The sequence below is a fragment of the Ruminococcus sp. genome, from assembly GCF_016283395.1.
The window spans coordinates 84,242-106,152 of the sequence record NZ_JAEEMU010000033.1 but is presented as its reverse complement, the minus strand read 5'-3'; the positions used below and the strand labels follow the sequence as shown (position 1 = coordinate 106,152).

Genomic DNA, 21,911 nt, shown 5'->3' with positions numbered 1-21,911 from the left:
GATACTGAAATGAAAAAAATTGGATTTGTGATCCCGTGGTACGGAGAGAATATCCCAGGCGGAGCGGAAATGGAGCTCCGCGAGGTAACTGACCACCTCCATGAAGCGGGAGTGGAGCTTGAGATACTGTCCACCTGCATAAAGGACGCAGGCTCGGACTGGAGCGAAAATTTCAACAAAGAGGGCATCGATAAGACCTCAAAAGGCATAACAGTAAGGCGTTTCAAGGTTGAAAAGCGCGACAGAGCGGCTTTTGACGCAGTTAACGCCAAGCTTATGAAGGGACACCGCATTATACCTGCGGAGGAGGATATCTTCCTGTCAGAAATGGTGAACTGCCCTCAGCTCTACAACTATATGAAAGAGCACAATGAGGAGTACTCACTGTTCGTGTTCATACCCTATCTGCTCTGTACCTCCTACAACGGCGCAAAGCTCTTCCCGAAGAAGTCGGTGTTCATACCCTGCTTCCATGACGAGGCTTATGCTTATATAAGCCGCTACAAGGAGCTTTTCCCTCAGACAGCAGGCATGATATTCAATGCCCGTCCCGAGGCGGAGCTGGCGGAGAGACTTTTCGGCTTCTCACAGAGTGGCACAAAGACCATAGTCATGGGCATAGGCATGGATACGGGCATAGTTCCCGATGCAGATGATTTCCGTAAGAAATTCGACATAGACAGTCCTTTCATAATATACGCAGGACGCAAGGACGAGGGAAAGAACGTCCACACCCTTGTGAAGTATTTCTCCGAGTACGTAAAACGCCGTGATACCGACCTTAAACTCATGCTCATAGGCGGCGGCAATATAGAGCTGCCCTCAGAGCTTGTAAAGCAGAAGCGCATCATAGACTTAGGCTTCATCGACTTGCAGGACAAGTACAACGCTCAGGCGGCTGCCGAATTCCTGTGCCAGCCCTCGAAAAACGAGAGCTTTTCACTTGTAATCATGGAAAGCTGGCTCTGCGGCAGACCTGTACTTGTACACAGCGGCTGTGCGGTAACGCGGAATTTCGCTTCCGAGTCCAACGGCGGACTTTATTTCGGCGATTATTTCGAGTTTGAGGGCTGCACCGACTGGTTCCTCAATAACAAGGAAAAAGCTGCACAGATGGGTGAAAACGGCAGGAACTACGTCCGCAGCAATTTTGCATGGGACGTTATCGTTGATAAATACATGAAGTTTTTCAGAGAAGTTAGTGGAGATAAGGAATAATGAAAAGGATAGCACTTGTCAATCAGAGATACGGATTTGAAGTCAACGGCGGCTCTGAGTATTATACCCGTCTTATTGCGGAGCGTCTCACTGGGGAATTCCAGGTCGATGTAATAACCACAAAAGCCCTTGAATACACCACATGGGAGAACCATTATACAGCCGATGAGGAAGAGATAAACGGCGTAAGAGTTCTCCGTTTTCCTGTTGAGAAGCAGAGAGCAAAGGATTTCAATGATTTCAACGGAAAGTACCTCAGAGAAGGCAATTATAACGTTGAAACAGAGGCGGTATGGTTCGAGAAACAGGGACCTTATTCACCTGCGGCAATAAATTATATCCGCGAAAGCAAAGACAAATATGATGCATTCATATTCGTTACCTATCTTTACTACCTTACAGTAAAGGGACTTCCCGAGGTTGCCGATAAAGCTATATTTATACCTACTGCCCACGAAGAGCCCTTTATCCACTTCAAGACATATGAGACTTTCTTCAATCTGCCCAAGGCATATGTATTCCTTACCGATGAGGAAAAGGCACTTGTGCAGGGACTTTTCCACTGCGAAAACATACCCTGCCGCGTAATGGGTACGGGAGTTGAAGTGCCCTGCGAGCCTGATGAAGCAGGCTTCCGCAGCAAATTCGGCATAGACGGCGATTACATCATATATGTTGGACGTATCGACGAGGGCAAGGACTGCCCCACAATGTTCAAATACTTCCTTGAATACAAGAAACGCCGTCCCGAAAGTCAGCTTAAACTTGTACTTATGGGCAAGCCTGTGTGCGAGATACCAAAGCACAAGGACATAATCAGTCTCGGCTTTGTAAGTGAAGAGGATAAGTTCAGCGGTATATCAGGTGCGAAATGCCTTATACTTCCGTCAAAATTCGAAAGCCTGTCCATATCCGTCCTTGAAGCAATGACCCTTTCCGTGCCTGTTATCGTAAACGGCATATGCGAAGTACTGAAAGGTCACTGCATAAAGAGCAACGGCGGACTTTACTATATGAACTATTTTGAGTTTGAAGGAATAATCGACTATATATTCTCCCACGATGCGGAATATGCACAGCTTCGCAAAAATGCGGAAGCATATGTTGAAAAGAATTACCGCTGGGAAGTAATAATGCGTAATTTCAGCGATCTTATCAATAAAATCTGCAAGGAGTGAGGGTAAATAATGCTGTTAACTGCGGTCTGCTTTGTCGGAGTTGTATTCTCCGTGCTGAGTGCTGTAATATGGTTCAGGAAAAAGAATATCATCGAGGGAGTGGTAATGGGTGTCGTTATGTGGTTCTTTGCTCATATTTTTGCCAGCATGGGACTCTTCGTCATCGACAAGTATACCATTTACCGTGCAGGCTGCGGAGCACTGGCGATAAGCGCAGTTGTAATGCTGCTTGTGCTGTTCCTGCGCAGAAGCAAGCCGTTCAGGTGGCGGCATATCTTCAAGAATGACTTTTCACTGAAAGATATGCTTATCCCGATCATAGTATGTATCCTTTCCGTACCCTTCGTTTCTCAGAAAAACGAGTATTTCGGCATGGGGCAGGATCAGGGCGTATACCAGACACAGGCTATACTCTTTATGAACGGCGATACCAAGCGCCAGAAGGACATTTCCGAGTACCACGACCTTGACACCGATGAAGAGCGCGAACAGTTTGAAAATGCCGTAATGAATGATCTGAGCGGCTATGACGTCCCCGATGAGGATTATCCCGACACTGTATACGACAGGAACGTGAGTCCTGTATCGGGAATTATCCATGGTATACCCACATATTCCGCACTTCTTGCCATGTGGGGCACTATATTCGGCATGAGCAGTATGCAGGGCTTTGAGACTCTGCTTTTCATATGCCTCATATTCATTGTTTACTTCATATGCCGCAATTTAAAGCTGAAGCCTGTGGCTTCTGCCTGCGCCTGTGCAGCAGCTGCTTTCGCACCTGTTATAATATGGGCAGCAAAGGCTTCACTGACAGAGATGCTCCTGACACTTATACCTGTCACATTCCTTTACTTTATGACAGATGATGACGATCCTAAGCACAAATGGCTGTCGGTGATACCAATAGCGGTATTCGGCTGCTATCATGTTTCCATATACACTATGCTCCCAATGTTCGTGCTGATATACGGCGGAATGTACGTTTTCACAAGAGACCGTCAGTACGCAGTGCTCATGCCTGTGACGATACTCGGCTATCTTGCAAGCTACTTTATGATGAGGCAGATACAGCCTTTCTACACCATGAACAACTACAGCCCTGTATTTGTAGGCGGCATAGGCGTCAACAATATCAACGTGATAGTTTCCGCACTGTCGGCAGGAGCAGCCGTGGCTGTGTTACTGTTTATATTCATAGTGAAGAAGCGCACGAAAGAGGATTTCAGCAGCATCAAATTCACCCGTGATGCGGCACTTTCAAAGGGCTTTATACTGCTTCTCCGCCTTATGGTGATACTGCCGACCGCGTACATCATAGCAAGGGCATTCATGAAGTACAGCAGCTGGAAAGAAGCAAATCACCTTGCATTATGGGGATTTGCAGGCAATGCAGGACTTGTTCTCATGCCTCTCGGAATGATATTTGCAGTTATCTATGCAAAATACTTCGCAGAGCGTCAGTCAAGGCTCGTGCTTTTCATCATGTTCTTCTATTGCATACTGGTTTATTCCTCATTCCTGAGATATGATATCCAGTACTTCTACTATTACTCCCGCTATCTCACACCTTTCATACCTGTCGCTGTTATATTCAGTGTTGCCGCACTTGACCGTGCAGGCGGAAAGGTACTTGTACCTGCAACAGCTCTCGGACTTATGTATCTTGCCCGTTTTGACGGATATCTCATGCTCAATAAGGACGATACACGCATGGAATGGAGCATTATCGAGGACATTGCGGATTTCGTGGACAAGGACGACTGTGTGGTCATCTCTCCCACATATGCTTCAAGATTATGGCTGCCTGTAAAGAGTATGACAGGTGCAGCAGTTGTTCCCGAAAACAGGGACGATGCAGAGCAGATAGACAGACTTGCTGCAAGATACGGCAGAGTTATCGTTATCACGGAGCTTTCACTTGATAATGAGGATTATTCCTCAGTTTATTCCAACAAGCTTCATCATATAGAGGACGACGGAATAAATACAGGCAGACTTGTTCCGCTTTCGCGCAGTTTCTGGGTAACAGAAGAGGATATAAGGATATATTCCTATGATAAATACCGCTTTATGTATACTGCCGCAGGGGACTATACAAAGATGAGCGGCGTGTCACAGCTTGAAAGCTATTTCTGCTGGACAGACAGTGAAAAGGCACAGATAGAATGTGGACTTTACCCCGGGGATTACGATATTACCATGGAATTCGGCTGCGGACTTCCTCTTGATAAAATGGGAACAGACCGCGTGGAGGTAACTCTCCTTATGAACGGCGAGAAGATAGGAACAGAAGCTATAACTCCCGAGAATAACGGACAGCCGCTCCACTTTGAGGTGGACAGTGAGCAGATAGAGGACGGAGAAAATATCCTTGAGATACAGAGTCCGCTGTGGAGTGCTTCTGTGTCAAATCCTGTTGACGACCGTCAGCTTGGAATAGCTATACAGTCGGTGCGCTTTTCACTTGCAACTTGATAGAAAGGAATGTAAATATGAAGCTTATCATACAGATACCATGCTATAACGAGGAGGAAACGCTGGAGCTTGCTTACAACGACCTGCCCAGACATATCGACGGTATCGACACAATTGAGTACCTTATCATAAATGACGGAAGCAAGGACAATACCGCGGCAAAAGCCCGTGAGCTCGGCTTTCATCATATAGTATCATTCAAGCGCAACAAGGGACTTGCAAAGGGCTTTATGGCAGGTGTAGATGCCTGCCTGCATCTCGGCGCAGATATCATAGTGAATACAGACGCCGACAACCAGTACTGCGGAGCTGATATCGAAAAGATAGTCCGCCCCATACTGGACCAGAAAGCCGATATAGTTATCGGTGAAAGACCTATTGACGAAACGGAGCATTTCTCGTGGAAAAAGAAGAAGTTCCAGCATCTCGGAAGCTGGGTGGTACGTGTTGCCTCGGGTACTGATATCCCTGACGCTCCCAGCGGTTTCAGAGCATATTCACGTGATGCCGCACTGAGACTCAACGTTGTCAATGAGTATACCTACACTCTTGAAACTATAATACAGGCAGGCAATAACAAGACTGCCATGACATCAGTGCCTATAAGGACAAATCCCGAGACAAGGCCTTCAAGACTTTTCTCAAGTATGTGGCGTTACATGAAGCGTTCTTCAACAGTTATAACACGTTCCTTCGTTATGTACAAGCCTCTTAAATTCTTCATGTCAATCGGATCTTTACTCATGTTTCTGGGCGCGATACTTGGTGTGCGCTTCCTTATTCTCATGGCAATGGGCGACGGCAGCGGACATATCCAGTCCCTTATCCTCACAGCCATACTCATAATGATGGGCTTCCAGACCATTACCATAGGACTCCTCGGAGACACTATCTCAGCAAACAGAAAGCTTCTTGAGGACGTTCAGTACAGAGTAAGAAAAATGGAATGCGGCAAGAGTGACGAGGAGAAGAAGAATGAAGAAAATTAAGCTGCTTTATATCACAAGAAAATATCCGCCGGCTGTTGGCGGAATGGAGAATTTCAGCTATAATCTTTACAATAATTTTGATCCCTCAAAGGTAGATGCGGATATAATCTCACTGGGTAAGTCCCAGAAGCATCTCGCATGGTTTTTGCCTTATGCACTGCTGAAAACAGTGTTCAAGGCAGGCAAATACGATGTTGTCTTTGTGGGAGACGCACTTCTCAGCTCGGTGGGCTTCTTTACAAAGCTTTTCCACCCGCGTAAAAAGGTAGTTGTAAATGTTTTCGGACTTGACATCACCTTCAAAAACAAGCTCTATCAGCTTTATCTGAAGCTTTTCTACAATAAATTCGACAGGTATATCTCTATCAGCCGCGAGACTGACGAGACCTTCCGCAAGCGCGGCGGAAAGCGTTCCTGCGTTATAAACTGCGGAGTTGATACAGAGCAGTTCAGCGGCGAGTGTGCGGATTACGCAGAGATATGCAGGAAAAACGGCATATCCGAGGACGATACCGTTATAATAACCGTAGGCAGACTTGTAAAGCGCAAGGGCGTTGACTGGTTCGTGCGCAATGTAATGCCCGAGCTTAAAGACGAAAAGGTGAAGTATCTCATAGTCGGTGACGGAGAGGACCGTGAGACTATAGCCGAGGGTATCGAAAAGTACGGACTCGGCGACAAGGTGAAGATGCTTGGCAGAGTCGAGACAGCTGAGCTCAATTCGGTATATACTCACGCAGACGCTTTCATCATGCCTAATATCCATGTTGACGGCGATATGGAGGGCTTCGGACTTGTGGCAGTTGAGGCAAGTCTTGCAGGTCTGGCTGTATTCGCTTCGGGAATAGAGGGCATACGCGATGCTGTTATCGACGGCAAAAACGGCTGGATAATGGAGAGCGGAAATGCAAAGCAGTACGCAGAGAGAGTAAAAGACCTCTGCGCACACCGTGATGAATACAGGAAAAAAGCGGCTGAATACAGCCGTTATACCCGTGATACCTATTCATGGAAGTCCATATGCGCAAAGTATGTGGAACTGTTTGAAAAAATGCTGGGAAAAGGTAAGAAATGAAGAAGATCATAAAAATTATCGGAAATGTCGTTATGATAGCAGCCCTTGCCTTTGTGGTAAAAAAGCTGTTTGACATGGATATAAGCATATCGCAGTTCCGTGACGGCAGAGTGCTGACGGCACTTTTCCTGTGTATGATCGTAACGACAGTGATAATCATATTCTCCTGTTATCCGTGGCTTGTTTTCACAAGATCGCTTTCGGGACGAAAGATACCGTTTTCGACAGCGATGCCTGTGTATACCCAGTCAAATCTGTACAAGTACATCCCGGGCAATGTATTCCAGTACGTGGGACGAAATCAGCTTGCATCGGATATGGATATAAGCCATGTAGACGTAGCCTGCGCGACAGTGCTTGATATACTTTTCTGCGTGTTCTGGACGGGAGTCATATCGGTAGTGCTTCTGAGACGTATGCTTGCAGAAGTATTTTCGCAGTTCGTGGGAAGTCTGATAGTTGATGCGATAATAGGAATAGTTATTGTTGCGATAATAATACTTCTGTTAAGACTGAAATTCAAGGATAAGTTCAAAGCATATATATCGCGCTATGCAAAGGCTTTTGCAAAGGAAAACCGAGCTATGCTGCTGCGCGGAGCGTTTTATTATCTGCTCCAGAATTTAGTGTCAGCGTGTATGTATTTCGTGTGTCTGAAGCTCATAATACCTCAGGCAGACACGGCAGAACTAATAACTCTTACAGGAGCTTTTATGGCTGCATGGATAATCGGCTTTGTTACTCCGGGAGCTCCTGGCGGTATCGGCATACGCGAGGGAGTAATGCTTTTTGTCTGCGGAGACAAATTTTCTGACAGGATAGTGCTTTTCGTTCTTGTTATGCGAATAGCATCTATAGGCGCAGATATAGCGGCATTCATCATCGGCAAGATATACGCAAAAGCTAAGCCGTTAGCCTTTAGCCGTTAGCCAAATTCGGAATTATGAATTGTAGGGACGCGCATTGCGCGTCCGTGTATGCCATACGCAATAAATAACATGAACAAAATGTAGGGGCGAGTTCCGCTCGCCCGTCAATTACGTATAAACTCCAAATGACACACTGTAGGGGACGGCGTCCTCGACATCACGAAAATAAAAGCAGCCCATGGGGCTGCTTTTTTATGTCATTAAGTAAAAAGCTTTGTTGAGTTCGTCAAGCAGGTCAAGAGTCCTTACTATCTTTTCACAGTGTCTGCACTGCCAGTCACAGTCGCTCTTCTTTGCTTTCTTATGGAGCAATTCCAGTTCGCTGCCGCATATGGGACAGGGAGTGCTTTCGCCGTTCCACAGCTTTTTCAGAAAAGCCAGGGCATCACTGCGGGAGTTTATTTTCAGTTCGTTAAGTGTTATCTTTTCCATGATATTTACCTGTTATCGGGCGGATAATATCCGCCCCTACACTTAGTTCTTAGCTTTTAGTTCTTGCAGGCTAACGGCTCATGCTCCGTAGACCTGTGATGCAATATCCACGGTCTGTTTAGCGTCCTTTGCGTAGAAATCGGCGTTTATCTGCTCGGCGTAGGAAGCCGTGAGAACAGCTCCGCCCACAACTGTCTTGCACTCTGGGTACTTCTCGTTGAGCTGTTTTATAGTCTCAGCCATAGCACCGAGGGTAGTTGTCATCAGTGCGGACAGTCCCACAAGGCTGACCTTGTTTTCGATAGCAGCATTTACGATAGTTTCGGGCGGTACGTCCTTGCCGAGATCTATGACCGTGAAGCCGTAGCTGTCAAGGAGCACCTTGACTATGTTCTTGCCGATATCGTGTATATCGCCGTGAACTGTAGCAAGTACTACCTTGCCCTTTGATACACTTTCGCTGTTTGCAGCCGAGAGCTTTGTCTTTATTATCTCGAAGCAAGCCTGAGCTGCTTCGGCTGTGAGTATGAGCTGAGGCAGGAATATCTTGCCCTTTTCAAATTTAGCACCAGCGTTGTCCAGAGCAGGTATAAGGTAGCCGTTGATTATCTCCATAGGATCGACGGTGTTCATAAGCTCCTCGGCAGCCTTGACAGCATTATTTTTCAGACCGTTCTCAACTGCGTACATTATATCGGGAGCCCCCTTGTCCTGCGCAGGAGCAGGAGCTTTCGGTGCGTTGTCGTCCTGAGCGTATATGCTTATGAAATCCGCAGAATTCCGGTCAATTCCCGCAAGGAGCCTGTAAGCTCTTACAGCACCGATGATTCCCTCGATATTCGGATTGATGATAGGCAGGGTAAGTCCGCTGTGCAGAGCCATTGTAAGGAAGGTACGGGTTATGAGCTCACGATTTGGCAGACCGAAGGAAATATTCGATACACCGAGAACGGTATTGAGACCCAGCTCTGTCTTTACCCTGTGGAGCGCGTTGAGGGTCTCCATAACGCCGTCCTGCTCGGCAGAAGCCGTAAGAGTAAGGCAGTCGATGAAAACGTCCTCTTTGGGTATGCCGTACTCCATAGCGCGGTGCAGTATCTTCTCCGCGATAGCAAAACGTCCGTCGGCAGTTTTGGGTATACCGCCCTTGTCGAGAGCAAGACCTACTACGGAAGCACCGTACTTCTTTACAAGTGGTAGTATAGCTTCAAGGGAGTCGTCCTCGCCGTTTACGGAGTTTACAATAGGCTTGCCGTTGTATACTCGCAGACCTGCTTCAAGTACCTCGGGGATAGTGGAATCGAGCTGCAACGGAGTGTCGCATATGCTCTGTATAGCCTTTACAGCCGTTACCATCATTTCCTTTTCGTCTATACCCGGGAGTCCAACGTTTACATCAAGTATCTCTGCACCTGCGTGTATCTGTTCAACAGCCTGACCGAGGATATAGTCCACATCATGGGCAAGAAGAGCCTCCTTGAAACGCTTTTTGCCTGTTGGGTTGATACGTTCACCGATGACACGGGGCTGATTTATGTTTACGCAGTTCACAGCGGAACAGGCGATACTTGCGCGGACTATCTTTCGCGTCTGACGCTCCATACCCGAAAGTGCATCTATCATAGCGGATATATGCTGTGGAGTAGTACCGCAGCAGCCGCCGAATACAGTTACTCCTGCATTTGCCAGTTTTACGGCACTTGCGGCGAAATCATCAGGGTCAACGTTATATTCGTTGGTAACAGGGTCGGGGAGACCTGCGTTAGGCTTGGCAATAACAGGGAGAGTGGTGAGCGAGCATATCCTGTCGAGAACAGGGAAAAGCTCCTCAGGTCCGAGAGAGCAGTTTACGCCGATAGCGTCTGCGCCCAGACCTTCGAGCACAGCTACCATACACTCGGGGGAAACACCTGTAAAGGTACGCATATTCTCCTCGAATGTCATAGTTACGAGAATGGGCTTGTCCGAGTTTTCCTTTGAAGCAAGAACAGCAGCCTTGACTTCGTACAGGTCGGTCATAGTCTCGATAACTATGACATCAGCTTCTCTGCCTGCCAGTACAAGCTCCTTGTATACCTCATAGGCTTCCTCGAATTTGAGAGTGCCCGCAGGTTCGAGGAGCTGACCTATAGGACCTAAGTCAAGAGCTACGAGAGCCTTTCCTGCGGCAGCTTTTCGCGCATTTGCAACACCTGCCGATACCACTTCTTCTACGGTATGACCGCTTTTTGCAAGCTTGAAGCGGTTTGCACCGAAAGTGTTCGCGTAGATTATATCCGCACCGCTCTCAACATAAAGGCGGTGTATTTTCATAATAGCCTCAGGATCGGTTATATTGAGAAGCTCGGGAACGTGCTCGGTCTTTATGCCGTGAGCCTGAAGCATAGTGCCCATACCGCCGTCAAGAAAGACGAAGCTGTTGTTTTCAAGCAAAGAAAAGAATTTATCGGACATTTTTTACTCCTTTTTTAAGAGAAGGTTTCGTTTTTGAAAGTACCGATGCAGCGGAAGTCCTCAAGGTTTTCCGCAAGGTCGCGCAGAACGGCTTCAACATTCGGATCGGACATTTTTCCGCTGAAATCGAGGAAGAACATGACATCAAAGCTTCCGTCGCGTATAGGGCGGCTCTCGATCCTGAGAAGGTTCATGTTATTTACGTAGAATTTTGTCAGCAGACGGTAAAGACTACCTTCCTTATGAGGGATAGTGAGCATTACGGATACTGCGTCAGAGTCCTCTGCCACCTGCATATCCTTTGCTATGATTATGAACTGAGTGCGGTTGATAGTGCAGTCTGCGATATCTCGGGCGATGACTTCAAGTCCCAGCTTTTCGGCGCAGTCAACAGAGCATATAGCGGCGATAGGCTCATCACTGTTCAGTACCTTTTCCGCAGCTGTGGCAGTATTGCTGTACTCATGTTTTTTCAGACCTGTTTTGCTGAGGAATACCTCGCACTGTGAAAGAGCCTGTCTGTGTGAATAAACACAGGTGATATCCTCAATTTTTGTGCCTTTTTTAGCAGCAAGACAGTGATTTATCTCCAAAGTCACCATTTTTACTATGTAGAACGGGTATTTTGCCATAAGGTCGTATGTACTGTCAACAGAGCCTGCGGTGGAATTCTGAACAGGCAGTACGCCGTAGTCGGCTTCACCTGACTGAACAGCTTTGAATACCTCCTCGAAAGAAGGATAAAACGTGAATTCCCTTTCGCCGAAAACTTTCTTTGCGGCAGCCTCGGAATTAGCACCCGAAGTGCCCTGACAGCCTATTTTCTTAGCTCCTGCAAAGTCGGGAGCAGTGTAGTTATAGTCTTTGTTTTCTTCAAGGATAGTGCGGTTCTGCAATATCTTGCTTATGTCCATGATAGTAGTGAAAAGGGCAGAAGTGCCTTTTTCGAGGTTTTTATCTGCGGTCAGCTCTACGATGCGGTCGATGATCTGCTGTTCGCGTCCGCCCTGAAAGACGGGCATATTATGCTCCTTTTTGTAGTCTGCCACACCCCTGCAAAGCTTCATGCGCTTCATAAAGAGTGAAAGGATTTCGCTGTCTACATCGTCGATGCCGTCGCGAAGCTGTTTAAGATCCATAAAAAATACCTCCGATATTAGCCGTTAGCTGTCAGCCATCAGCCGTTAGCTTTACAATGCTGAAAGCTATTGGCTAAAGGCTAAGGGCTGAGGGCTCATTGATATACCTTACATATTATATCATTTTTTTTTGTAGAAATCAATAAAAAGCAGGTAAATATATTGCAAAATACACTTGACCTGTGGTATAATGATATAGAATATAGTGAGAAGCTATATCCATGTGAACTTTTTAACGAACTAACAGGTAAAAAATATTGAAAACTATCAGAATACTGGGTATAGACCCGGGTTATGCAATAGTCGGATTTGGTGTTCTTGATTATGACGGCATAAGGTTTACTCCCGTGGAATACGGAGCAGTACTTACCGAGGCGGGAACGCCATTCCCCGAACGTTTAAAGGCTATACATGAAGATATCGAGTTTATCTTCAACAAATTCAAGCCCGATTGTATGGCGGTGGAGCGTCTTTACTTCACCACTAACCAGAAAACGGCGATAGATGTTGCTCAGGCAAGGGGGATAACCGTGCTTTCGGCAGCTACGAGGAATATCCCCGTATCGGAATATACGCCGCTACAGGTAAAACAGTCGGTAGTAGGCTACGGCAAGGCAGAGAAAAAGCAGGTAATGGAAATGACGAGACAGCTTCTCGGGCTGGCACAGATACCAAAGCCCGATGACGCTGCGGACGCTCTTGCTATAGCCATTTGTCACGGACACAGTACAAGATTTGATTTCAGATAAAGGAACAGAGAGATATGATATACAGTGTAAGAGGAAAGCTTACGGTCAAGGAGCTTGGTTTTGCGGTGATAGAGTGCGGCGGCGTGGGATACGGCTGCAAGACTTCATACAATACCGTTTCAAGGCTCGGCGAGATCGGAAGCGAGGAAATGCTTTACACTTACCTTTACGTAAGGGAAGATGTGGTGGAGCTTTTCGGATTTGCCACCTTGCAGGAGCTCAGCTGCTTCAAGCTGCTGATATCGGTATCTGGAGTAGGTCCGAAGGCGGCAACTTCCATACTTTCAGACGTTACTCCCGAAAGATTTGCACTTCTTGTTGCTTCGGGCGACAGCAAGGCATTCACAAAGACAAAGGGTATAGGTGCAAAGACCGCCCAGAGGATAGTCCTCGAACTCAAGGACAAGATATCCTCAGAGTCTATCAGCGGCAGCATAAGCAGTGATGCCGCACAGTTTGCGAATATACCGTCAGAGGGCGCATCATCGTCCGTATCGGAAGCTCTCGAAGCTCTCATGGTGCTTGGCTATTCTCAGGGCGAAGCTGCTCCCATACTGGGAAAGCTTGATCCCGCACTGAGCACACAGGAGCTCATAAAGGAAACACTGCGGTTAATGGCAGCAAAGAATATGCGCTAAAATATAGAAGATAGGATGGTTACTGTTATGATGAATCTTGACGAATTGCTGAAAGCAGCAATAAAAGACCCTTCAAAACGTTCATTGTTTTTGCAGACTCTCATAAAAAGCGACGTCTATGTCATCTGCAAGAACCCCGTAAAGCAGGAGCGTGATCGTTCAGAGGGCGGTATACAGCTCGAGCTGGTAACTACCCAGAACCCCGACGGCGATCTGTTTATCCCTTTTTTCACAAGCTATCGCGCATTACAGCAGTTTGCAAAGCGATATGTTGACTGCTACAAGATAAACTGTCTTAGACTTTTCGATCTTATACAGTCGGTATCTGCCGTGCTGAACCCTAATTCCTACGGCAAGGAGTTCTCTTCGCGTGAGATAAAGAGTATCCTTATGATAGCCCGAAATCTCAAAATTAAGGCTATCTCCTACAACGAAGCGGACATCATAAACTATCGTCCCTGCGAGCATGAAGTAAATCATATCATAAAGGCTGCCACAAAATTCCTTTCAAAGCAGCCTAACGTTGACAGAGCGTTCATCATGGAGATGATAAAGGGCTGCGAAAATCCGCAGATACTCATTGTTCTCGATATGATGGGAAGTACGAGAAAGCTCTTTGTGCCGCTTTCAAAGTATCTTTCAAAGACTGTAAAAGCCAACGAGCATCTTTGCTTCATCAGCTATGAACAGGACATGGGCAAGAAGGCTGCGGAAACTGTCGAGCCTTTCTACGTCCGCAAGAAGAGATTTTTCGAGAAATAATTCAGAGGTGTTTTTTTGATACAGACAGAGGATATGGAGTTCGCTCCCAGAATAATAACTCCCGAAAATACTACGGAAGACAGCGATGTTGAAATAAGTCTGCGTCCGCAGACTCTTCACGAGTATATAGGACAGGACAAGGTGAAGGAAAATCTCGCCATATATATCGAAGCTGCAAAGCGCAGGAACGAACCTCTCGATCATGTGCTGCTGTATGGACCTCCGGGACTTGGAAAGACAACTCTTTCGTCTATAATCGCCCATGAGCTTGGAGTAAATCTCCGTGTGACCACAGGTCCTGCAATAGAAAAGCCCGGCGACCTTGTTTCGCTTCTCACCAGCCTTTCGGACAACGATGTGCTTTTCATTGACGAGATACACCGCCTTTCCCGTGCGGTAGAGGAGATACTTTACCCTGCTCTTGAGGACAGAGTAATAGATATCATCATTGGAAAAGGTCCGTCCGCACGTTCAATACGTATGGACCTGAAACCATTCACCCTTATCGGTGCAACAACGAGAGCAGGACAGCTTTCAGCTCCTCTCCGTGACCGATTCGGCGTAATACAGAGACTTGAACTTTATACAAAGGAGCAGCTTACGGATATCGTAAGAAGAAGCTCCATGATACTTGGCATACCATGTACAAGTGACGGAGCTGCCGAGATAGCAGGCAGAGCAAGAGGCACACCGCGTATCGCCAACCGTCTGCTGAAAAGAGTCCGCGACTTTGCCGATGTAATGGGCAACGGACAGATAACTCAGGAGATAGCCTCAATAGCTCTCAGCAGGCTCGATATCGACGCACTCGGACTTGACGGACTTGACAGACGTATGCTTGAAATGATAATCAGAGGATACGGCGGCGGACCTGTTGGACTTGAGACACTTGCCTCGGCTATCAACGAGGAAAGCGTTACTCTCGAAGATATCTGCGAGCCGTTTCTTATGCAGCTGGGCTTTCTCGGAAGGACTCCGCGAGGAAGAGTTGCCACAAGGCTTGCCTATGAGCATCTCGGCATAGTCCCACCCGAGCAGGCAGCAGCAGATGAAGGACAGATGACCTTTTGACATTTTCCCGTTTTACGGGACTGGGGGATGAGAAAAATGTTGATAAAAGGATCAAGCGAATATAATTTTAAATACAATTCTGAAATTACCGAGCAGCCTCCCTTTGGTCAGATGATAAACGGTCAGGGGGAGGGAGCTGTTTCAAAGCTGCGCTACGGGGTATGCTTCATGAGCTTCAACGGCTGTGAAGTTATTGCTGTACACAATGCGCTGGTATATCTGAAAAAACCTCAGAAGATAAAAGATGTAGCCTATTATATGGAGCGTTTCCGCGTACTCATGGGCTTCTTCGGCTGTAACGCCTTCAGTCTCGGAAAGGCACTGAATTATTTCGATGCAAGCTTCGAGAAGGTGAAATCCCCTGATGATGCAAAAGCTTTTATCATCACATTCTGGACTAAGATACCGTTTTTATCTTCTATACATACCGTATTCTGTACAAGAGAGCGCAGCGGCGGCATACGTGTGTACAACAGGTACAACAGCTGTACCTATGCGCCTGTATGCCAGACACTTGAAGAGATAATAGGCACACGCAGACCCATCGCGGTCTACAAGATAGTATAAGACCGCGGACGCTCGATACTTAACTGTGAACTTACAAAGGGAGACTATTCAATGGCTAAATTATTCGGAACTGACGGTCCGAGAGGTATTGCGGTGACCGACCTCACCTGCGAACTGGCAATGCAGACAGGAAGAGCTGCTGCGCTGGTGCTTGCGAAAAAGGACGGGTCTAAAACTAAAATACTCGTTGGCAAGGATACGAGAGTTTCCTCCGATGCGCTGGAAGCTGCGGTATGTGCAGGTATATGTTCGGTAGGCGCAGATGCAGAGCTGCTTGGGATAGTCCCCACGCCTGCACTTTCTTACCTTACAGGTTTGCATGAAGCTGACGGCGGGATAATGATATCGGGCAGCCATAACAGTGCCGAATATAACGGCTTGAAGCTGTTTTCTGCAAAGGGACACAAGCTTATGGAAGAAGCCGAGGACGAGATAGAGCGTCTGGTCTTTTCACCGTCAGATGAGATAAAGCTAAGTGAGCCCGAGAACGTTGGGCGTATCTTACACGGTGAAAATGCCGTGAGAGAGTACATAGACCATATTAAAAGCGTTGTTGACTCAGACCTGAGCGGACTTAAAGTCGCAATCGACTGCGCAAACGGCTGTGCCGCATATACTGCGGAAAAGCTCTTTTCGGAGCTGGGTGCTGAGGTATTGGTCATGGCTGATAAGCCAAACGGCACTAATATAAACAAGGACTGCGGCAGTACTCATGTTCATCATCTTATGGAGTATGTCGTTGAGAACAAATGCGACTGCGGACTTGCCTTTGACGGCGATGCAGACAGATGTATAGCTGTAGACGAGCAGGGCTGCATGATAGACGGCGACAGGCTCCTTGCCATATTCGCAGAGAATATGAAGAGCAAGGGACTGCTGGACAAGGATACGGCAGTTGTGACTGCAATGAGCAGTCTCGGACTGAGAAAATATGCGGCTGCACATGATATAAAGCTTGTAAGCTCGGGAGCAGGTACGCGGTATGTACTTGAGCGTATGCTGGAATGTGGCTACAAGCTGGGCGGCGAGCCAAACGGACATATCATCTTTCTTGATGAAGCCCGTACAGGCGACGGACAGCTGGCAGGTGCGCGGCTGCTGGAAATACTGAAAAACAGCGGCGGAAAGCTGAGCGACCTTGCAGGAGATATGCCTGCGTACCCTCAGGTAAAGCTGAATGTAAAGATACATCCTCATTATAAGGAACTCTGGAAAAACGAAAGCAGAATAACCGGGCTTATCGAGAGATACGATAAGGAGCTTTGCGGCGAAGGCAGGATAATGGTGCGCGAAAGCGGAAAAGAACCTATCGTGCGCATACTCGTTGAAGGCAGTGATTTCGGACGCATAAACGATATGGCTGTGGATATCGCACAGCACATCAAGGAAAGCTGCGCATACAATGTCTGAGCGCAGACAATTCTATAAGGAGCATTTACTTTGAGAACAGCAAATAACTGGAAAGATTATAAGATATTGGATACATCAGGCGGTGAAAAGCTGGAAACATGGGGCAATGTGAGCCTTGTGCGTCCGGATCCGCAGATAATATGGAACACCGAACGCACCGATCCGCTGTGGAAGAACGCTGACGGTCACTACCACCGCTCAAATCAGGGCGGCGGCAAGTGGGAATTCCGCAAAAGACTGCCCGAAAGCTGGAATATCAGCTACGGCGAGCTTACCTTCAATATACGTCCCACAGGCTTCAAGCATACGGGACTTTTCCCCGAGCAGGCTGTAAACTGGGACTTTATGGCAGATAAGATACGCAATGCAGGCAGAGAGATAAATGTCCTCAACCTGTTCGCTTATACGGGCGGAGCAACTCTTGCCTGTGCAGCAGCAGGTGCTTCTGTATGCCATGTTGATGCTTCAAAGGGCATGGTGCAGTGGGCAAGAGACAACGCGGCAGCTTCGGGACTTACCGAAAAGCCCATACGCTGGATAGTGGACGACTGTGAGAAGTTCATTGCCCGAGAGATACGCCGCGGACGCAAATACGATGCGGTAGTTATGGATCCGCCAAGCTATGGCAGAGGTCCGGGAGGCGAGGTCTGGAAGCTTGAAAACTGCGTATACGACCTTGTAAAGCTCTGTTCGGGAGTTCTTTCCGATGATCCGCTGTTCTTCCTGATAAACAGCTATACTACGGGACTTTCTCCCTCGGTAATGGGGTATATACTGGGAACTGTCCTCACAGATAAATTCGGAGGCAGTGTAAGCTTTGATGAGATAGGACTTCCCGTAAAGTCCACGGGAATGACGCTCCCATGCGGTTCAACCGCCATCTGGCAAACTGAGCCAGTTTGATCGCTTCCACGTTGACGCTCGTAAACTCGCTTACTGTCATCAAAAACGATGATCGTACATCGCTTACAGCACTATAATTATATGTAGGGACGACCATTGGTCGTCCGCAAATAACGCTGCATACGACATAAACACTTTGTAGGGGCGAGTTCCGCTCGCCCGTTAAAGAACGATAAACTAAAAATAGCATACTGTAGGGGCTGGCGTCCTCGACAGCCCGCAAATAACGATACAAAATGTAGGGAACGCCGTCCTCGGCGTTCCGAGACATAAATACTGTATAAACTTGATAACATGATATAGGAGAAATAATTATGGGAAAAGACGAAAGATTTGTCAAGATATACTCACAGGGAAAGATCACTGTTTCAGAGATATGGGTGGACACGTTAACAGGTGTAAATTATGTTTATCATGCGGCAGGATATTCGGGCGGTCTTACCGTTCTTCTGGACAGAGACGGCAAGCCTGTGATATCCTCAGCTGCGGAAATAGAAGCAATGAAGAAATAAGGATAGAATATGAAAAAAACACTGACAGCACTTATTACAGCAGCAATTGCACTTACTGCAGTATCATGCAGTAATAAAAATGAGAATAAGCCTTCGGAAACAGAGAGCACAACAGCTTCCGAAGCTGTTACCGCCGAGGTGACAACTGAGGAAGAAACAGAAGATGAGCTCACAAAGAGGATAAGAGAAGAACTTGAAGAGGATATGAAAAGATGTGATGATATCACCTTGCAGGAGCTTCCTGAGTACGATATTCCCGATGACTGGCACGAAATAAACAACGGTACAGTCAAAATGCTTGTACCGCCCGATGTTGAAGAAACAGAAAAAATGGATTCTTCAAGAGTAAGCAACGAGTATCAGAATGAAGATGACAGTATACATATCATATTCCATGATTGGCTCAAATGGGACGAAGGCTGGGTAGGAACTCCTGCTTTTCCCGATCTTACGGGAGAGGACGTTGAGAAAGCGTTTGCAGAGCTCGGTTTGGATTATGACGGCACAAGAGCTTCATTTATCAAAGCAGTATCGTCTTTTTCAGGTGCTGAAAAGACGAGAGAGAATGAGGAAGCTTACAGAATAGCTTCCATTGAGAAAGCAGTTGAGTTCAAATTTTATGCATCTGTCTTTCATGATCTTTCAGACGGACATGATGTTTTCATAAAGGGTGATTACTACAAGAATTATGATGATGAGGAAATTATGGATCATGCATTTGTACTTATCTTTTCTGACGGTAATAATGAATATCACGTAAGAGTAGAAGCTCCTTCAGAGGAAGAGATACTTATGATGTGCTCAACTATATCTTTCAGTTAAAAGAACAGGGATAAATATGGAAAATATAATCGAAATAAAAGGTCTCCACTTTGCCTATGAGTCCGATGACGAGGAAAAGAAGCCTGTCGAGGTGCTCAAAGGCATAGACCTTAACATAAAGCAGGGTGAGTTCGTAGCAGTGCTTGGGCACAACGGCTGCGGAAAATCCACCCTTGCAAAACATCTGAACGCCATACTGCTCCCCACAGAGGGTACAGTAACGGTGGACGGCATAGACACAAAGGACGAGGAAAAGCTGTTTGACCTGCGCCAGTGTGCAGGCATGGTGTTCCAGAACCCCGATAATCAGATAGTTTCGTCAATTGTCGAGGAGGACGTAGCCTTTGCGCTGGAAAATCTCGGCGTACCCTATGAGGAGATGCGCAGACGAGTTGACGAGAGCCTTAAAGCCGTGGGTATGTATGATTACAGACTACATTCGCCCAGCCAGCTTTCTGGCGGTCAGAAGCAGCGAGTGGCAATTGCAGGCGTTATCGCCATGCAGCCCAAGTGTATAATCCTTGACGAGCCTACAGCTATGCTTGATCCGCAGGGACGCAAGGAAGTACTTGCTACAATACACCGCATGAACCGAGAACAGGGCATAACCATAGTCCTCATCACTCATTACATGAATGAAGCTGCGGACTGTGACCGTGTTGTGGTCATGGACAAGGGCATGGTAGTCCTTGATGATGTGCCTGAAAAGGTATTTTCACAGGTAGATAAGCTAAAAGCCATAGGGCTTGATGTACCGCAGGTCACAGAGCTTGCGTGGGAATTACGAAAAGCAGGCTGCGATATATCCACTGAGATAATATCAGAGGAAGAATGTGTTGCGGCAATAGAAAAGCTTTTTGCAGAATGAGCAGCTCGGCTGCTTACAGGAAAGAAAAGGAGAATAGAATTGGCTATCCTTGAAACACAGGAGCTTACATACACCTACAGCATCGGTACTCCCTTTGAAAAGACTGCTGTAGACCATGTGAGCTTAAAAATAGAAGAGGGCGAAATGGTGGGCGTAATGGGACACACAGGCTCAGGCAAATCCACGCTCATACAGCATTTCAACGGACTTCTCAGACCAACATCTGGAAAGGTGCTCCTTGACGGTAAGGATATATGGGAGGATAAGGATAAGATACGCAACGTGCGCTTTAAGGTAGGACTTGTATTCCAGTACCCCGAATACCAGATATTCGAGGAGACTGTATACAAGGACATCGCTTTTGGTCCTAAGAATATGGGGCTCGACGATGCCGAGATAAAACGCCGCGTATACGAAACTGCCCATGATATCGGACTTTCAGAGGAGCTTCTTGAACGTTCGCCCTTTGAACTTTCGGGCGGTCAGAAACGTCGTGTGGCAATTGCAGGCGTTATGGCTATGGAGCCGAGAGTGCTCATACTTGATGAGCCTACCGCAGGACTTGACCCTGCGGGCAGAGACAAGATACTGAGCCATATAAAAAGCTACCATGAGCGCACGAAGAATACCATACTCATAGTTTCTCACAGCATGGAGGATATAGCTGCATTTGCCGACAAGATACTTGTAATGAGCAAGGCTAAGCTCTTCTGCTATGATGAGACAGTGAATGTATTCGCAAGAGCTGATGAGATATCGCAGATAGGACTTGACGTTCCTCAGATAACGAAAGTTTTCGGAGAGCTCAGGCGCAGGGGGCTTGACTTCGGCAAGGAAGTCTATACCGTGGGATATGCCCGTGACCTGCTTCTGAAACATCTTAAAGAACGGGGGGACAGCCGATGCTGAGAGATATAACTATCGGACAGTACTTCCCGGGAGACAGCATCATACATAAGCTGGATCCGAGATTTAAGATCGTAATAACACTTCTGTATATCATAATGCTGTTTTCGGGCGGAAACTATATCTGCCTTGCAGTGGGGGCGGTTTTCACATTCGGAGTGATACTCCTTTCGCGGATACCGCTGAAAATGTTCTTCAAGAGCGTGAAACCGCTGCTGATATTCCTTATCATAACGGCTTTTCTGAATTTGTTCCTTATGTCCACGGGCGATGTGCTCTGGGAATGGAAATTTCTGAAGATAACCGATAAGGGACTGGAAACCAGCATATTCATGATAGTAAGGATAGTTCTTCTCGTTATGGGAAGCTCTGTTCTGACATATACAACATCACCTATAACTCTGACAGATGCTATAGAGCGGCTGCTCTCGCCGCTGAGAAAGATAAAATTCCCTGTGCATGAGCTTGCAATGATGATGTCGATCGCACTTCGATTTATACCTACACTGATAGAAGAAACAGATAAAATAATGTCAGCACAAAAGGCAAGAGGCGCAGAGATAGACACAGGAAGCTTCACAACGAGAGCAAAGAACCTCATATCCATACTTGTTCCGCTGTTCATATCCGCATTCAGACGTGCGGACGAACTTGCAACAGCTATGGAGTGCCGCTGTTATCACGGCGGTGAGGGAAGAACAAGATTGAGACAGCTCAAGTCCGCTCCAAGGGATTATATCGCCCTTGCAGTGACCGTATTTTTCCTTGTGCTTGTAATAGTACTCGGCAGGTTATTCTGAGCGGAACGCGA

General features: G+C 47.0%; 21 protein-coding genes. 18 read left to right on the top strand and 3 right to left on the bottom strand.

All coding sequences use genetic code 11. From position 1 onward, the window contains the following. Positions 1 to 9: 9 nt before the first annotated feature. Genes QZZ41_RS02435 through QZZ41_RS02410 form a run of 6 tightly spaced genes read left to right on the top strand, consistent with a single transcriptional unit; the run spans position 10 to position 7,867 of the window. Positions 10 to 1,218 (top strand): glycosyltransferase family 4 protein, encoded by a 1,209-nt coding sequence (locus tag QZZ41_RS02435; RefSeq protein ID WP_295067621.1) that lies wholly within the window; start codon positions 10 to 12, stop codon positions 1,216 to 1,218. Continuing rightward, positions 1,218 to 2,396, top strand: a complete 1,179-nt coding sequence (locus tag QZZ41_RS02430; RefSeq protein WP_295067618.1) for a glycosyltransferase family 4 protein — start codon at positions 1,218 to 1,220, stop codon at positions 2,394 to 2,396. Before QZZ41_RS02435 ends, QZZ41_RS02430 begins: the two co-directional genes overlap by 1 nt. A gap of 9 nt (positions 2,397 to 2,405) precedes the next feature. Then, positions 2,406 to 4,874, top strand: coding sequence for a hypothetical protein (locus QZZ41_RS02425; RefSeq protein ID WP_295067615.1), 2,469 nt, complete (start codon positions 2,406 to 2,408; stop codon positions 4,872 to 4,874). 17 nt (positions 4,875 to 4,891) lie between these two features. Next, the gene (locus QZZ41_RS02420) at positions 4,892 to 5,863 is read left to right on the top strand and encodes a glycosyltransferase family 2 protein (protein ID WP_295067612.1); all 972 of its coding nucleotides are present in this window, start codon (positions 4,892 to 4,894) and stop codon (positions 5,861 to 5,863) included. Then, on the top strand, positions 5,850 to 6,938 hold the full coding sequence (locus QZZ41_RS02415; RefSeq protein WP_295067609.1) for a glycosyltransferase family 4 protein: 1,089 nt from the start codon (positions 5,850 to 5,852) through the stop codon (positions 6,936 to 6,938). Before QZZ41_RS02420 ends, QZZ41_RS02415 begins: the two co-directional genes overlap by 14 nt. After that, a complete protein-coding gene (locus QZZ41_RS02410) occupies positions 6,935 to 7,867 on the top strand; it encodes a lysylphosphatidylglycerol synthase domain-containing protein (RefSeq protein WP_295067606.1) in 933 nt (310 codons plus the stop codon). Before QZZ41_RS02415 ends, QZZ41_RS02410 begins: the two co-directional genes overlap by 4 nt. Before the next feature lie 192 nt (positions 7,868 to 8,059). Here the strand turns inward: QZZ41_RS02410 and QZZ41_RS02405 are convergent, their stop codons facing one another. The 3 genes from QZZ41_RS02405 to QZZ41_RS02395 form a co-directional block, all read right to left on the bottom strand. After that, complete coding sequence (locus QZZ41_RS02405; RefSeq protein WP_295067604.1) at positions 8,060 to 8,299, bottom strand: hypothetical protein; 240 nt, start codon at positions 8,297 to 8,299, stop codon at positions 8,060 to 8,062. A 78-nt stretch (positions 8,300 to 8,377) separates the two neighbouring features. After that, positions 8,378 to 10,753, bottom strand: a complete 2,376-nt coding sequence (locus QZZ41_RS02400) for a homocysteine S-methyltransferase family protein (protein WP_295067602.1) — start codon at positions 10,751 to 10,753, stop codon at positions 8,378 to 8,380. Between the two features lie 14 nt (positions 10,754 to 10,767). After that, positions 10,768 to 11,892 carry a bifunctional chorismate mutase/prephenate dehydratase gene (locus QZZ41_RS02395; RefSeq protein WP_295067599.1) on the bottom strand — a complete coding sequence of 375 codons (1,125 nt, stop codon included), beginning with the start codon at positions 11,890 to 11,892 and terminating at the stop codon, positions 10,768 to 10,770. Between the two features lie 266 nt (positions 11,893 to 12,158). Between QZZ41_RS02395 and ruvC the strand changes: the two genes are divergently transcribed. From ruvC to QZZ41_RS02335, 12 genes are all read left to right on the top strand, one after another. After that, positions 12,159 to 12,641 (top strand): crossover junction endodeoxyribonuclease RuvC, encoded by a 483-nt coding sequence (gene ruvC / locus QZZ41_RS02390; RefSeq protein ID WP_074716193.1) that lies wholly within the window; start codon positions 12,159 to 12,161, stop codon positions 12,639 to 12,641. Between the two features lie 14 nt (positions 12,642 to 12,655). After that, entirely contained in the window at positions 12,656 to 13,279 is a 624-nt protein-coding gene (ruvA, locus tag QZZ41_RS02385; protein ID WP_295067596.1) for a Holliday junction branch migration protein RuvA, read from the top strand. Between the two features lie 27 nt (positions 13,280 to 13,306). Continuing rightward, positions 13,307 to 14,041 carry an enhanced serine sensitivity protein SseB gene (locus QZZ41_RS02380; RefSeq protein ID WP_242872844.1) on the top strand — a complete coding sequence of 245 codons (735 nt, stop codon included), beginning with the start codon at positions 13,307 to 13,309 and terminating at the stop codon, positions 14,039 to 14,041. A 33-nt stretch (positions 14,042 to 14,074) separates the two neighbouring features. Next, positions 14,075 to 15,112, top strand: a complete 1,038-nt coding sequence (ruvB, locus tag QZZ41_RS02375) for a Holliday junction branch migration DNA helicase RuvB (RefSeq protein ID WP_295068076.1) — start codon at positions 14,075 to 14,077, stop codon at positions 15,110 to 15,112. Positions 15,113 to 15,148: 36 nt separating this feature from the next. Further along, entirely contained in the window at positions 15,149 to 15,679 is a 531-nt protein-coding gene (locus tag QZZ41_RS02370; protein WP_295067591.1) for a hypothetical protein, read from the top strand. Positions 15,680 to 15,730: 51 nt separating this feature from the next. Continuing rightward, positions 15,731 to 17,089, top strand: coding sequence for a phosphoglucosamine mutase (gene glmM, locus QZZ41_RS02365; protein WP_295067588.1), 1,359 nt, complete (start codon positions 15,731 to 15,733; stop codon positions 17,087 to 17,089). A gap of 30 nt (positions 17,090 to 17,119) precedes the next feature. Beyond that, on the top strand, positions 17,120 to 17,992 hold the full coding sequence (locus QZZ41_RS02360; protein ID WP_295067585.1) for a class I SAM-dependent methyltransferase: 873 nt from the start codon (positions 17,120 to 17,122) through the stop codon (positions 17,990 to 17,992). Positions 17,993 to 18,306: 314 nt separating this feature from the next. After that, on the top strand, positions 18,307 to 18,504 hold the full coding sequence (locus QZZ41_RS02355) for a DUF6440 family protein (RefSeq protein WP_295067582.1): 198 nt from the start codon (positions 18,307 to 18,309) through the stop codon (positions 18,502 to 18,504). Positions 18,505 to 18,513: 9 nt separating this feature from the next. After that, the gene (locus tag QZZ41_RS02350; protein ID WP_295067579.1) at positions 18,514 to 19,326 is read left to right on the top strand and encodes a hypothetical protein; all 813 of its coding nucleotides are present in this window, start codon (positions 18,514 to 18,516) and stop codon (positions 19,324 to 19,326) included. Positions 19,327 to 19,342: 16 nt separating this feature from the next. Further along, on the top strand, positions 19,343 to 20,194 hold the full coding sequence (locus QZZ41_RS02345) for an energy-coupling factor transporter ATPase (protein ID WP_295067575.1): 852 nt from the start codon (positions 19,343 to 19,345) through the stop codon (positions 20,192 to 20,194). 39 nt (positions 20,195 to 20,233) lie between these two features. Then, entirely contained in the window at positions 20,234 to 21,103 is an 870-nt protein-coding gene (locus QZZ41_RS02340; RefSeq protein ID WP_295067572.1) for an energy-coupling factor transporter ATPase, read from the top strand. Beyond that, on the top strand, positions 21,097 to 21,900 hold the full coding sequence (locus tag QZZ41_RS02335) for an energy-coupling factor transporter transmembrane protein EcfT (RefSeq protein ID WP_295067569.1): 804 nt from the start codon (positions 21,097 to 21,099) through the stop codon (positions 21,898 to 21,900). The genes QZZ41_RS02340 and QZZ41_RS02335 overlap by 7 nt, the downstream gene beginning before the upstream one ends. Positions 21,901 to 21,911: the final 11 nt, after the last annotated feature.